A 13,602-nucleotide genomic window follows, 5' to 3' on the forward strand; every position below is an offset into this window, starting at 1 on the left:
ATTCAACGCTAGGTTATAAATCACCATTAATATTTGAACGTGATTTTTTAAGACAAGCTGCCTAAATAACTGTCCTGTTTCTCTTGACCATTACAGCGTGACCTCATTAAACCACGTGATATTTTTGATAAATTAGATGCTAAAGAAATTGCTATCACCTTAGAGCAGCCATTACGACTTATGGTTGATGAAATCACTAGAGCGACTGCCATACGCTATCAGCCTGCCTTATGGGAAATTTTACCCGAGTCAGGGCGACAGTTAGTCATTAAACGGGTACAACAACAAGCCCCTATCGTCATACGGCAAATCATTGAAGAGCTGAAGAATAACTTAGATACCATGTTTGACCTTAAAGACATGATAATGAGCCATTTACACAAAGATGTACGCTTACTTAATCGTATATTTCTTGATGTTGGATATGCCGAATTTCGTTTTATTCGTCGTTCTGGTTTGGTATTTGGTTTTGTCATCGGTTGTGTACAAGCCATCACATGGGCATTAACACATAACCCGTGGATTATGCCAATTTTTGGCGGTTTTACAGGATGGTTTACCGACTGGTTAGCACTAAAAATGATTTTTGTACCACAACAACCCCAAAAATACGTTGGTCTTTTTACATGGCAAGGTTTATTTCAGCAACGAAAACAAGAAGTTACAGCAGATTATGCTCGACTGATTGCCAACGAAATTGTCAAACCTAATCATTTGATTGATGCACTCCTTAGGGGGCCCATGTCTCCGCGCTTACATCAAAGGATTAGTCATATCGTACAACAGACGATAGATGAACAGACAGGTATTGCACGTCCTGCGGTCGTTATTGCATTAGGCAGTCGACAATATCAACAGTTAAAACAAGATGTTAGCCAACACGTACTCAGTAAAATGCCAGCGACCTTACAACACATGGAACCTTATATCGCCCAAAAATTAGATGTCGAACAAACGCTCATAAAAGCCATGAATGGGCTAAATGAACAACAATTTGAACAGTTAATTCGCCCCGCATTTCAGCAAGATGAATGGATTTTAATCGCCGTAGGCGCTGTATTAGGCTTTATGGTTGGCGAAATGCAAGTGCTCATCATGTTACATTTAGCCGTTAGTTAACGGATGTACTAAGGCGAGTCTTTCGTTATTTTGTCTACTGTGTCAGCGCATTTTCACCATACCACCCTATCACACAGTGACGGGTTTGACACGAAGCATAGCGCAAACATATCCGTATCATCTGCGTTAATCCATACCTATACTTTACTGAGGAAACATACTTTAGGTCTTTACACTGGCATTCGACCGTCGTATCAATACCTTTTGCCTAAATACACCTATGAATCTCTACGCTCACCTCACGTAAATAGGCTTTTTTAACTTGCAATTCTGATAGTAAATACTAGGCTTATTACTAATCATTTATATTATTACTGACACAAGTGCAGCAAAGTACGTATATTTTTTACTTAAAAACTGCTTTGAAAAAATTTTAACTAAGCAACAAGCCTCAATCACCGCTACATTCAGGAGATGTTCAACGCACAGTCACACTTTTTGCAGAATAACGATAAAACACGGTCTCTTCTCAAATCCGTAGACAGACTCAAACCTCATCTAGGACAGATAATATGACAAAAAATAGAAACTTCTTCAAAAACGCCTTCATCTGCCTAACGCTTAGTTTAGCCTTAAATCAAACGAATCATGCAAGCCAAGCAGATACCAATAAACCGCTATTAGTCATTGGCGCGTCTTACTCTGATGGCAGTACGCCATTTAATGATGCCTTAGTTGCACCTTTAGGAGGCGTCTCTGTCGGTTTGGGGACATATTTAAGTTTAGGCAATGCGCTCGTCAAAAATCCACGTTTAGCAGGATATGTTGTCAACGAGGCGCAAGCAGGTGCAACGACTTTCGATAGACTGGCCTGCAACCCTAATCCCAGTTGTACATCGGGGACATGGCAAGGCTATGACAAACAACTGACCAAGGCGTTAGCACGCGTCACGATTCCAGGTACAACCACAACTACCGCAAAATTTGTCGTCATCACCATTGGCAATGACTGTTTACACTCCGACGCTTTTGGTGTTCCTCAAAATCAAAGTCAACCCTGTTCCATTACCGAGATGAATAATTATATTGATCGGTTAATTGCTGTAGGGCAACGCATATTAAATCTAGGTCTCACCCCTATTTTTGATATTTACCCCGACTATCACGCACTGAATTTGCCATTTGCTGCACAAGCCTTTGGCTTAAATTGGATTATTGACCAACACAGCTATAACACCCTACGCCAATTACACCGTAGTCGGATTAAAGCGGCCTTAGCTCAAGCCGTTGTGTTAGACATGTGGGCTGGTTTTGAGCATGTAGGAGATGGTCTACATCCTAATGACAAAACATCAAGAAAAGCGGCAGAAAAAATCGCTAAATATATTCAACAAGCGCACTAATACCCTTGTCAGTATGCTGCTCTGTAACTTCTTACATACAGAGCAGCTACCACTTTAATTAACTTAAGTTCGGGATAAGCCTACCGCTTTTTAGTTGAAATATGACTGTTTATAACGTCAAAGGCACTGTTGGGACGTTGTGGTGCAACTGTTTGAGCCAAGGGTGAAGCGGGGCTTTCAAGCAACCCCGTTGCTTGCCCGCTGAACGCCTGAGCCATGCAGGGCGAAGGCGTTCAGAAACACTTCTATGAGACACATTTATACCCGGCTATCCCCATAGGACATAGTAAAATCAATACACTATGTCTCTTTGGTGGCTGTTGATGGTGTATACAATAATGTTCAAGGTGTTGGCTATCTGGACTTAAATCGGACTTACATTCTAAGTCTCATTCTTTAAGCACAAAAGGACTTGATTCTACAAGGGACTAATCAGGCAAGTTTGCTTGGTCAGCATCCTAATTCTCTGTTTCTTGGCTCATTAATATTCACGACCCCCACACGTCGCTGACGTTGGTTATTTAAGGTCTATGAGTCATGAAAGCAAATCTTACTGAGAGATATATCAAGTCTCTCACTTCTCAAGCAAAACCCTTTGAAGTTGTTGATGAAAACCTAGCTGGCTTTTTGTTGCGCGTTCAACCTACAGGTGCCATGACCTTTTATTTGTCATATCAAACAAGAGGTGGGAAACGTACACGCGTGAAATTGGGTAAATATGGACAAATTACCCTGACCCAAGCTCGTGAATTGGCAAAACGTCATTGTGGAGCCGTCGCAGATGGTCGAGATCCGCAATTAGAAAAACAGAAGAGGCTTTATGAAGCCAAAAAAGCAAAACAAGATACGGTGCTGCTCAAGGATTTTATTGAGCAATCCTATCGCCCGTGGGTATTAAAAAATCGTAAATCAGGACAAGGCACGTTAATGATGTTGGAGCGATTCTTTGCCCATTGGCATTATGTGCCGATGCACAGCTTAACTCGCTTGCACATTGAGTCTTGGCAATTCACTGAGCATGAACGTGGTTTGCAGCCAGCCTCTATCAACAGACGATTGAATGCTCTACGAAGTGTTTTCACTCGTGCCAGGGAGTTGAACGTGATCAATGAGAATTTTTTCAGTAGCATTCAGCAAATGCCTGAAAATCAAAATATTAGAGTCCGTTATCTGAAGCCTGATGAACTTGATAGGCTAACTACAGCAATGCACCAACGCAATCAAGAACGGATTGCAAAACGGCAAAATGCTAACAAATGGAGGCAAGAGCGTGGATACCTACTTCTGCCGGAGTATTTACCTCATCACTACACCGACCATTTGATGCCAGTAGTATTACTGGCGATGAATACAGGCATGAGGCGTGGTGAAATATTGCAGCTACGTTGGACGGATTTAGATTTTGAACATCGTCGCCTAACTATTAGGGCTGAAATCACTAAATCTAATAAGGTGCGCCATATTCCTTTGAATGCAACTGCATTCCAAGTGCTGACTACATGGGCTGAGACTGACTTTAAAGCTGGGAAGCTTGTCTTTGGATCAGAGGATGACAAGGTAATGTCATCACTAAAAACGGCTTGGGGTGGCCTACTCAAAAAGGCCAATATTAGTGATTTCCGCTTCCATGATCTACGTCACCACTTTGCCAGCATGTTGGTTATGCGCGGTGCTGATCTGAATACCGTTCGAGAGCTATTAGGGCACTCTGACTTTGCCACGACATTGCGTTATGCCCATCTTACAGATAGCCATAAAGCAGATGCAGTAGCACTGTTGATCTAAAAAAGTCAAGGAGGCTAACAGCACTGCAATTGCTGTTAGCTCTCCTTCTATTCTATGAGACCGTCATTACACTGGCGGCCCTTTTACCAGAGACCACGATGATGATTACTAAAGTAACACTTGATACCAAAGAGGCCGCAATATACTTGGGTGTGAGCTATGATTTTTTGAAGAAAGCTCGTATCACAGGTAATGGCCCAGCTTTTGTAAAGCTGGGAAGGAAGAAGGTCTTGTACAAGGTTGCTGACCTGGATAACTACTTAACGGTAAATTCCCGAATCAATACCTGTTTACATAGTTGGAGAAATTGAACATGGCCGCCAGAAAGAAAGAAGCGATTGCCGACTATCTCCACAAGGCTCCATCAAAAGCAGGCATAGTTGAACTGATTTATCACATACAGACTTGTTTGTTGTGCAACAGCGGACAGGATGTATCAAAAGAGGCCATTGAAGACAAATTGAGGAATTTGTCTTCACAGGTAATGCAGCCCTACTTTCACTTTGCCGTATATCCCAAATGGCTTTATAGAGGCTTTATATTACAAGAGGATACTTATGATGGGACTGAGGTAACTCCAAGTTTTGGTAAGTTGTCAGGGATGCAGATCCCATTAATGCATGACGGCAAAGTCAATCTTTGGTACTTGATTCACTTCAAGGCATCTGAGGACTTCCTCCCGGATCAAGCGCATTTATCTAAAGTATTAAAGCTCGATCTCTACCAGAAATGGATTACCGTGCTTGATCCTGTTGCTAGTGAATACATCAAGGCGAAATTTCCATTTCTTGCCGATGCACAATCACATAAGGATTTGGCTGGCTTTGAGCGTATCACTGACTTCTATACATGCGCCAAGTTTGTCTTTTATCAGGTATATCTAGCAGGACTCTATTGCTACCTGACTGACCTTGAGCGCGGCCATTTTCATGCTCAACAGCATGGTACAGGTAAACACTATCACAGTGACAGAAAAGACTTTTTGCATAATACCTTGACGGCTATTAAGCAATTGGACTTTCAACTTAGAGAAAACAGCCAGAGGTTTAGCTTTAATTTGCCTTACTCGAAAGAGCAATGGGCAATATTTGCAGATAGCCGCTGGCAGTTCGAGCTAGAACTGGATTGGTATCGCCTCTTCAAGAAGATTGGAGATTTCTATTTTGAAACAGCATTTGTCTTTAGGATGATCGGCAGTCTTCTAGATCATGGTTTAAATGAGGAGGTCGTCGCAGAGATTGTATACGGCCTAATCCCGTATCTGCGAAGAGAGCCTGGCTATGACAAACTCATCAAAGACAAGATCAAAACATACGTATCTTGGCATCAAAATCAACTCAACGATTATGGCATGAGCAAAAATGATCTTCTCGCCAAGCAGTTTGACGAAAACTTTGATCATGAGGAGTGGACGGAGTTAGTTCTCTGTGTTTTTGAAGTTATGGTAGGTAATGCCCGCAACGAGATCAATGTAACTCGTGAACCTGATGGTATGCAACATGTTGGAATCGTAGACCTTGATTTGCCGGTTATTGATTCGTAACAGTATAAATATCCCGCACCAAGCAAAAACATCTTAAGCAAGGTGTTTTTCGCTTCGTTTCATTTTTTTATGACTACTTTGTTGGCTTTTATAGCCAAGTTGTGAGGTATTGCCTATGGCAGAGAATATATCCATTTTCAAATGTGGAGAGATTGAAGTTAGTATTAGTATAGATGGCGATTGGCATATTAATGAAACAGGAGTCTATAAGCTTATAAAGCCAGATAAGAAAATTTTTATCTGCTCACCTGTTTGGATTGACTCAAAGATAGTTGATGTAAACACAGGATATGTGAAAGTTAAGATAAAAGGATTTAACCTAGTTTCACAAAAAGTATTTTGGTTTATAACCGAAATGGCCAATTTGCTTACAAGTATGCAAAACCAACTCCCCAAAATACTAGCCAATTGTGGAGTTTATATCAGCCAAGGAGAAAATAGCAAAGTACTGGAATACTTAGCACGACAACCAGCTCCTACTGTCTATGGAATTGACAAGTTGGGGTGGCATCAGGATGAAGAACACCAATTATTTGTTTTGCCAGAGCAAATAATTGGTGGGCAAGATGGCAAAGAATATTGCTATACGCCTGATAGCTATGCCCCATCGCAAAAGGCAATAACTACTTCAGGAACACTGGAGAGTTGGCAGCAACTTGTAGTGTCGGTATGCGAAGGCAATCCAGTGCCATTGTTTGCACTGGGAATAGCCTTCGCAGCACCGTTAATGCAATTGCTTAATGTTGATGGTGGTGGATTTCACTTCTGGGGGCATTCCAGTAGAGGAAAGACAACTATTTTGCAGGTAAGCGCCAGTGTTTATGGCAATGCATCCGATCCAGCAGTAACACCTGATGGCTCTTTGATTCAGCGCTGGAACACAACTGCCAATGCTTTAGAAGGAACAGCACTCGCCTACAACGACTTGCTGTTACCGATGGATGAACTAGGTACATCCAACATTAAGAACTTTGGCCAAGTTGTGTATCAGCTTGCAGGAGGTAAAGGTAAAGCCGCTATGAATGCTAATCGTGATATGCGTACTCCACGCACATGGAGGACGCAAATTATGAGTACTGGTGAACATGCAATAGCACAGGAGATTTTGGCTACTACTGGTGCTGAGGCTAGAACAGGACAATTGATCCGTATGCTTGATATATGTGTTGAAGGAAACATATTTCCGGCTATCTCTTCTGGAGAGGCCGCCGGAAAAGTGATTGCTCTAAAAAATGCATGTAGTCAAAATTACGGTGTTGCTGCTATGCCTTATCTGCAACACCTAGTCCAAGTAGCTAATTCACCTATAAAGGGAGAATGGCTACAGTGCTTTGAACTTGTAGAAGAAGCCTTAATAGATAGTTGTCCAGACATACAGCCAGAACAACAGCGAGCCATTAAGCGTTTTGCATTAGTTGCTGTTGGACTGATGCTGGCGACCGAAGCAGGATGTATTGCTGTTAAGGATGAAGTCATCATGGATTCTGTTTGGCATGTGTTGAAGATGTGGTTGAACGACTCCCCAACTGTGTCCGAGGCTGATCGTGGTATTGATATGCTCAAGCAAACAATCCAGATGAACCCTGGGCGTTTTGGTAACGCTACTCCACAAGCAGTACTGCCAACTGGAGGGAATAATCTTCTAGGGTATCGACATGATGTATTAATGCTGTATCTGATTCCTGTGAAATGTATGGCTGAGGTATGTGGCCGCCCTAACCATAGAGGTGTGATAGCAAAGCTAGATGAGCTTGGAATGTTGCTCAAGAACAATACGGATGCTAATGGCAACTATCGACAGACCTATAAGCTGAAGCTACCCAATGGTCAGAATGTATCTGGCTATGCTATCAGCTATAATTTGTTCAAAGATGACATAGAAGTTAAGGTTGCTTGAGCCTTGTACTATAGTAGGGATACAAGGGATAAATGGGATTGCAATCCCTTTTATCCCCCCTTTTTTAACAGAGCTATGCTTGTATTAATGAAATTAGGCCAGCAGTATTTTTATTTCTCTGCCAAGCTCTGTTTGTCCAATATGTCCCCTCTAATTTAATGATATTTTTCCCAAAAAAACCAGTTTCAGTGAATTTAATTTCCAATATAGCAGCACCTTCAAAATATCGGTCATCAGTGGGCTTTGGCCTAGGGACATACCCTTCAAAAATGTAAGAAATATAAAATGTACCTGTTCGAGCATCCCGATAAATATCACTCATTATGACTTTACTATTGGAGTAATCGTCATCCGATTTTAACTTAATATCAAAATCCAACAAATCAGCACTTATACTAATCTCTACATCTTTTGATATATCATTCCCATTATCATCTTTATAATTTGAAAAAACCTTCCCTTTCCACTTTCCATTTAGATTTGGACATACAAATCTATTTAATATATACCGAAGGCCAGGTGTTATCCAAAATAACCTCCAACCCCACTTTGATAGAATCCACATTATTCCTAAAAATGATATTGATAAATATGACGCAGACTTTAAATTTTTATTAAAACTATCCCAATCAAGAAGAACAGGATTGCTAGGATCAATACTTGATAATTTAGTTAATACAAGCAGTATAAATGCGTAAAATACAAAAAGAATTGTTTTGAATAATGTTGCATTCTTAAAAGCTTTCCACATATCAATTCCTTATATTCTGGCTTTAAGACCCAAAAACCATGAAGGCTAGTGTAAGCCTCCCCTAAAGTTGTGTCACTCATAACTAAGGAGGCTCTCCAGCGTACATTTAGCAGCAAGGCATTGTACAAGCGTCACAATGTGTCGCCTACAATGCATAACTGCCCTGTTTACCTTTGATTCCTACTAAATTTCATACTGCACTTGGATAGTGGTTTAGACAATTTATTGGGAACAGACACATTGCGAAAGTTAAGACTTAAGCAGCAGCGCTCATCTACTGTGAGAAAGCTTGAACTAGTAGCACTTTGTTACATCTACGTTTGATAGCTATTAGTTGAAAGGCTGAAAAGTATCCCAATAACTTTCTGAACAACTTGATCTCTAGTCCAGAAGGATTATTGGCTCTAACAAAAAGCCATAGGGTCATTCCGACCTAAAACAGTTCCATCACATGTTACAACGAACCAAATAAAAGTGCGTCCGTTGGTAACCCCTTGTAAAGGCTCCATACATCATGACTATAGCTACGCAAAATTGTCACCGTTTATTTAGCAATCAGGACCAAGGATACTGGTATAAATTACGTCCAACTAAAGATCAAGCTAAGGGATTAAGAAGCTGCCAAGAAAAAATACGTGATTGCTTGACTGCTGCATTCTTAAGCGCATATCAACAAGCTCCAAAATTTAGAGTCCAAGGCTCTTGGGCGTATGGTACTTGTAACCAACCCGCTCTACCGAACCAGGAAATGGATTTAGACTACGGAGCATACTTGCCGAGCTCGGTATTCTCATCAGAACCATCACCAGAAGAAGCAATAGCATATTTTGATGTGGCAAAAAAAGCTTTGAATGAGCTTTGTAAAGAAGAAGGATGGGTACTGAGCGACAAGAAAGAGACATGCTTACGCCTTTATAAGGTCATGCCAAATGCACATATTGATGTGCCTCTGTATGCTGTGCCTGATGATATGTTTGACAGTTTGATAGAAAATCATAGTATTGCCTTAGATCATATCTATAAAGAAGCAACTATTACTGCAGCAAGCAGAAGGTTCGCTCTTGAAAGCTATGGCGGTGAAATGCTCACCGAAAACTTCAGGGCCAAAGAAATAGATTTAGAAAACATTCAAATGATACATCTAGCCCAAAAGAATGGGGAATGGCTGCCATCGGATTGTGAAAAAGTACGAGAGTGGTTTTTAAAGAAATGCGCTGAACATCCTGGTAATGGTCAGCAGCTAAAAGCAATTGTACGTTACCTCAAAGGCTGGAGAGACCAACACTGGAAGGAAGGAGGACCGACGTCCATTTTATTGATGATTATCACAGTTCAGCACTACAAGTATGCTGATTCTCGTGATGATCAAGCATTATTTACTGTTACTCAAAACTTAGCGACTTCATTAAAAAATGAAGTCTATGCAAGTATTGATGAACATGAAGAGAAAGACTTCAATAGTGCAACGCCTCAGCAACGCCTTGAATATGCTAATAAAGCAAAAGAACTACATACTTATGTTGAGCAATCAATGTTAGCTGAAACTCCAAATGCATCAGTTGACTATTTGAGAGCTTCATTTGGCCAAAGACTACCTAATGAGCCTAAGTTAGTTATCACAATAGATGCTCCCAATGACTCGATGACAGCCTACCAAAAAGTTATGAGCCAGCCAGTGCAACATGCAAAGGAAGCCGCCATGTTAGCTCCTCAAATTGGCGGATAGACAGGGTTAGCTTTAATGAGTATTGAGGCAGAAATATCGGTATCAAAGTATCTATATAGCTTATGTCTTGAGTTTCGGTTTAGTCGCGCACCTAAACCGATACGCTTTGGTTCATCACAAACAACAGATAATATCTCAAGCTGGCATGGTACACTCAAGGTTGGCCATGACCCTTTAACAGTGTTGCTGCAAATAGAAGACTGGGATTTTATTACACTTCCTAGTCTATATATCAAAATGCCTTTACCACTGCATTGGCAGAAAATATTACCTATCGCTCATTTAGGCCCTATGCCAAAACTATGGCATGATCACGCATATCTGCCACTTTGTTATAGCTTGAATGATGCTTATGATTTGACAAGGCATAACCCTGTACATATTGTCGAATGGGTATTATTCACTAAAGCAAAATCTGTTTTACAAGCTCTCTTTAATGACGAAAGATTCAGACGCGAGGAGCTATTACGTGAAATTAAGCCTTTTTGGGAAGGCTTATTTTACTATCAATTCTTGAAGCCGCTGGATGAAGTGCTTACAAAAAAATATATAAAACATAATATATTTTATAAGGATCAATTAGTTTTTGAGACGTCACTGGACATTTGTTCACCTAGTAAAAAGCTTCCAAAACATAAGCTAAAATGGACAAATTTATTCAATGAGCCTCAAGAGCACATTGAATTCCCAACAAGAGTTCTGCTTATCTCAATTCAAAAAGAAACAAAAATCCCTTCTTTTAAATCATTATTAGAAGAATTACAACGTGACAATATATTTGGGATTCGATTAAGTATTTTTGCTCGTTGGCTGCAACGATGGGATAGCGATATACATCAACTTTTTGCTTCTGATTTATTGGAATGCTGGGAATCAAAAACACCAAGTGTGTTGGGGTGTTTAATCGTTCAAGGGCAGCCATTAGCTTTTTCCATATCCTTGCGAAGCTTAATCCTAAGCAATGTTACAATTTCTCGACTAAAAAAAGAACTATTTGGGAAGACTGCTATTTCTTATTTAGACCTAGCATATTTTTTCTTGCACCCATCAATCAACCTTAGTCCAGAATTTGTATATCGTCGGAATTTGAAAAATATGAACCAGCCAAATTTAGAAGGAAAGAAAGTAGCCTTAATAGGTTGTGGCGCAATTGGTGGTTATTTAGGTTTGAGTTTGGCTAGATTAGGTGCGGGAGCATTGGGGGGACAATTGAGTTTGATTGACCCTGACACGATGGGGGAACACAATTTAGGTAGACATGCTTTAGGCATGTCTACCTTAGGCCATAATAAAGCAAAGGCTCTTGAGGAGGAAATTCACCATCAGCTTCCAGCATTAAACATTACTCACTTTAGTCAGAGTGTATTAGAAAGCGTCGTCTTGGAAGAGATTCGATCTTACGATCTTATTATTGATGCGACAGCAAAAATGACTGTTTCAGAAGCACTGAACGAGCAGTACCACTCATGGTCTCTTACCACCAATCCGACCTTACTACATGTTTGGATACGGGCAAATGGAGAGTGTGTGCAGAGCTTGCTGGTTGAGCCAAACTCTCCTTATGCCTGCCGCTCATGCCTACAGCGCGCAGGACATCCAATGAATAATGAATATGATGCCATGCGAGGACATCAAGCTATAGCAGCTTTTCTTGCTTGTTCAGACTATACCCCTTATGCAGTTTCAGCCGGAATGTCTGCGGCAGCTTTGGCAACTGATATAGTTTTAGATTGGTTATCTAATCAATCAACACCAAGATATCGAACACGCTATAGTGAGCGTTGGCAAGGTGAAAAATTACCATCTATGGATATTCTCAAATCACAAACTTGCCATGTTTGTAGTACAAACGCTACTTGAGACTAATATGGATAAACAGCCAGAGTCAAAAAGCTTGAAGAAAATTTGGTCTTTTGGACCTGAATCCTCAATTGTACATGTTGTAGTAGAGGACTCTGTGATGAGTACAATTGATCGGTGGCGACAACATGACCTTTATAAACAGTCTGAGGCTTGCGGAATTTTGTTGGGAGAGAGGCGTGGAAATAGCCTTCGTGTGACTCATGCAACGGAACCATACAAAACAGATCAACGCACCCCTACTTACTACCAACGGAATACAAGTGGCCATCAAGATGTTGTGAACTATCTGCATCAGCAAAGTCATGGTGCAATACAATATTTAGGCGAATGGCACACTCATCCACAGTTAGAAGCTACCCCCTCTTCAACTGACTATCAAGAGTGGGCAAGAACCACGCAACTGAGTCGCTTTAGATACACTCAATTAATTTTCTTTATTGCAGGCATTAAATCTGATTGGTTAGGATCCATAGATAATCAAGTTTTGTCTTTTGGTAAGCTCAACTAGAATATCGTGCTAGTCCAGACGCGACAGGAGCAAAGCCAAAGCTTACCTCTTTGCCATAATCAGCAGTTGCGTCTTGGCTTCAGCCGACATGTGATGAAATAGGCTAAGCAACTCAGCGGCATCATCCTCCTGGCAGTAAAAATATGCTGTAGGTAGCCCCATAACTTCTGCAATTTTTTCTACTGTCGCAAAATGAGGCTCATGTATCCCTTTCTCATATCTGTTCATTCTTGCACTTGCTGAGAACTCATCAATACCAGCCATGATGCCAAGCTGCTCTTGAGTGAGCCCCTTGGCAATTCGTGCTGCCTTAAGTCGTATCGCAAAAGTGGAAGGTGTGCCCTTCATGGTGTTTGTGTCGTCTCTTATGAGACTACGATTCTTTTAGTTTTGTCTTGATCTTTTGCTACGTATTTCGTAGTTTTGTTGGTTGTACTACTTTTAGTTGCTGGTACTCTTAATGCCGATCAATCCTTTTAAAAATAAGACAACAAAGCCTACCGCTAGACCAAATGGCGTTGGTCAAGCGGAGGCTGATAAATATGAAAAGAAACAATCAATGGAAGCAATTGAAGCTACAGAACCGGCCTTTGTGCTTGATGACCTAATCCTGCCTAGCGAAACAATGTCTCAGCTATTGGACTTCTTATCTTATAAGGACTGTGAGCAACAAGTGTTCTCAACATGGGGATTGGCAGCTACACATAGCTATGGGAAACAGACCATTGTGAACTTTTATGGTGAGCCTGGGACTGGCAAGACAATGGCTGCACATGCCGTTGCAGCCTATCTGCACAAGCCATTGATTGTTGTGAACTATGCCGATGTGGAGTCAAAGTACGTTGGAGAGACTTCTAAAAATATATGCAACATTTTTAGAGTCGCTAAAGAAAAGGAGGCAATCATCTTTTTCGATGAGGCAGACGCCATATTGAGCCGTAGAGTCAACAATATGAGCCATGCCACTGACGTGGTAATCATCCCTAAAAATAACCGCTTTCAAAAGTAGAATTTTCTCGTAGGATAAACGCAGGAGATTCTGCATGAAGACATCAAAATTTAGTGAC

The 13,602-nt window shown here is 40.9% G+C and carries 11 protein-coding genes; 9 read left to right on the forward strand and 2 right to left on the reverse strand.

What is annotated here, in order from left to right; translation table 11 throughout:
* Positions 1–180 precede the first annotated feature (180 nt).
* The 5 genes from C8N29_RS15570 (at position 181) to C8N29_RS15595 (ending at position 7,687) form a co-directional block, all read left to right on the forward strand.
* A complete protein-coding gene (locus C8N29_RS15570; protein WP_107866992.1) occupies positions 181–1,119 on the forward strand; it encodes a DUF445 domain-containing protein in 939 nt (312 codons plus the stop codon).
* A gap of 512 nt (positions 1,120–1,631) precedes the next feature.
* Positions 1,632–2,462, forward strand: a complete 831-nt coding sequence (locus tag C8N29_RS15575) for an SGNH/GDSL hydrolase family protein (RefSeq protein ID WP_107866993.1) — start codon at positions 1,632–1,634, stop codon at positions 2,460–2,462.
* Positions 2,463–2,999: 537 nt separating this feature from the next.
* Complete coding sequence (locus C8N29_RS15580; RefSeq protein WP_107866994.1) at positions 3,000–4,247, forward strand: tyrosine-type recombinase/integrase; 1,248 nt, start codon at positions 3,000–3,002, stop codon at positions 4,245–4,247.
* A 313-nt stretch (positions 4,248–4,560) separates the two neighbouring features.
* On the forward strand, positions 4,561–5,790 hold the full coding sequence (locus tag C8N29_RS15590; RefSeq protein ID WP_107866996.1) for a hypothetical protein: 1,230 nt from the start codon (positions 4,561–4,563) through the stop codon (positions 5,788–5,790).
* 115 nt (positions 5,791–5,905) lie between these two features.
* The gene (locus tag C8N29_RS15595; RefSeq protein ID WP_107866997.1) at positions 5,906–7,687 is read left to right on the forward strand and encodes a DUF927 domain-containing protein; all 1,782 of its coding nucleotides are present in this window, start codon (positions 5,906–5,908) and stop codon (positions 7,685–7,687) included.
* Between the two features lie 73 nt (positions 7,688–7,760).
* Here C8N29_RS15595 and C8N29_RS15600 read toward each other — a convergent pair whose 3' ends face one another.
* Entirely contained in the window at positions 7,761–8,438 is a 678-nt protein-coding gene (locus tag C8N29_RS15600; protein WP_107866998.1) for a Cap15 family cyclic dinucleotide receptor domain-containing protein, read from the reverse strand.
* Between the two features lie 514 nt (positions 8,439–8,952).
* Between C8N29_RS15600 and C8N29_RS15605 the strand changes: the two genes are divergently transcribed.
* From C8N29_RS15605 to C8N29_RS15615, 3 genes are read left to right on the forward strand one after another with little or no spacing between them, the layout of a single operon-like run.
* Positions 8,953–10,164: a CBASS cGAMP synthase gene (locus tag C8N29_RS15605; RefSeq protein WP_107866999.1), complete on the forward strand. Its 1,212-nt coding sequence runs from the start codon at positions 8,953–8,955 to the stop codon at positions 10,162–10,164.
* Between the two features lie 15 nt (positions 10,165–10,179).
* Positions 10,180–12,024, forward strand: coding sequence for a ThiF family adenylyltransferase (locus C8N29_RS15610; protein ID WP_107867000.1), 1,845 nt, complete (start codon positions 10,180–10,182; stop codon positions 12,022–12,024).
* Positions 12,025–12,031: 7 nt separating this feature from the next.
* Positions 12,032–12,535, forward strand: coding sequence for a Mov34/MPN/PAD-1 family protein (locus C8N29_RS15615; protein WP_170107015.1), 504 nt, complete (start codon positions 12,032–12,034; stop codon positions 12,533–12,535).
* A 42-nt stretch (positions 12,536–12,577) separates the two neighbouring features.
* Here C8N29_RS15615 and C8N29_RS15620 read toward each other — a convergent pair whose 3' ends face one another.
* Complete coding sequence (locus C8N29_RS15620) at positions 12,578–12,883, reverse strand: helix-turn-helix domain-containing protein (RefSeq protein ID WP_107867002.1); 306 nt, start codon at positions 12,881–12,883, stop codon at positions 12,578–12,580.
* A 112-nt stretch (positions 12,884–12,995) separates the two neighbouring features.
* On the opposite strand from C8N29_RS15620, the gene C8N29_RS15625 reads away from it, so the two are divergent.
* Entirely contained in the window at positions 12,996–13,544 is a 549-nt protein-coding gene (locus tag C8N29_RS15625) for an AAA family ATPase (protein WP_204509376.1), read from the forward strand.
* Positions 13,545–13,602 lie beyond the last annotated feature (58 nt).

It is taken from the genome of Agitococcus lubricus, assembly GCF_003051055.1.
GTDB classification, from domain to species: Bacteria; Pseudomonadota; Gammaproteobacteria; order Pseudomonadales; family Moraxellaceae; genus Agitococcus; species Agitococcus lubricus.

Bases quoted from the DNA above. Each gene is read 5' to 3' on its own strand.
- C8N29_RS15610 (WP_107867000.1), top strand. From the start codon at position 10,180: ATGAGTATTGAGGCAGAAATATCGGTATCAAAGTATCTATATAGCTTA.
- C8N29_RS15570 (WP_107866992.1), top strand. From the start codon at position 181: ATGGTTGATGAAATCACTAGAGCGACTGCCATACGCTATCAGCCTGCC.
- C8N29_RS15580 (WP_107866994.1), top strand. From the start codon at position 3,000: ATGAAAGCAAATCTTACTGAGAGATATATCAAGTCTCTCACTTCTCAA.
- C8N29_RS15625 (WP_204509376.1), top strand. From the start codon at position 12,996: ATGCCGATCAATCCTTTTAAAAATAAGACAACAAAGCCTACCGCTAGA.
- C8N29_RS15600 (WP_107866998.1), bottom strand. From the start codon at position 8,438: ATGTGGAAAGCTTTTAAGAATGCAACATTATTCAAAACAATTCTTTTT.
- C8N29_RS15620 (WP_107867002.1), bottom strand. From the start codon at position 12,883: ATGAAGGGCACACCTTCCACTTTTGCGATACGACTTAAGGCAGCACGA.
- C8N29_RS15595 (WP_107866997.1), top strand. From the start codon at position 5,906: ATGGCAGAGAATATATCCATTTTCAAATGTGGAGAGATTGAAGTTAGT.
- C8N29_RS15590 (WP_107866996.1), top strand. From the start codon at position 4,561: ATGGCCGCCAGAAAGAAAGAAGCGATTGCCGACTATCTCCACAAGGCT.
- C8N29_RS15615 (WP_170107015.1), top strand. From the start codon at position 12,032: ATGGATAAACAGCCAGAGTCAAAAAGCTTGAAGAAAATTTGGTCTTTT.
- C8N29_RS15575 (WP_107866993.1), top strand. From the start codon at position 1,632: ATGACAAAAAATAGAAACTTCTTCAAAAACGCCTTCATCTGCCTAACG.
- C8N29_RS15605 (WP_107866999.1), top strand. From the start codon at position 8,953: ATGACTATAGCTACGCAAAATTGTCACCGTTTATTTAGCAATCAGGAC.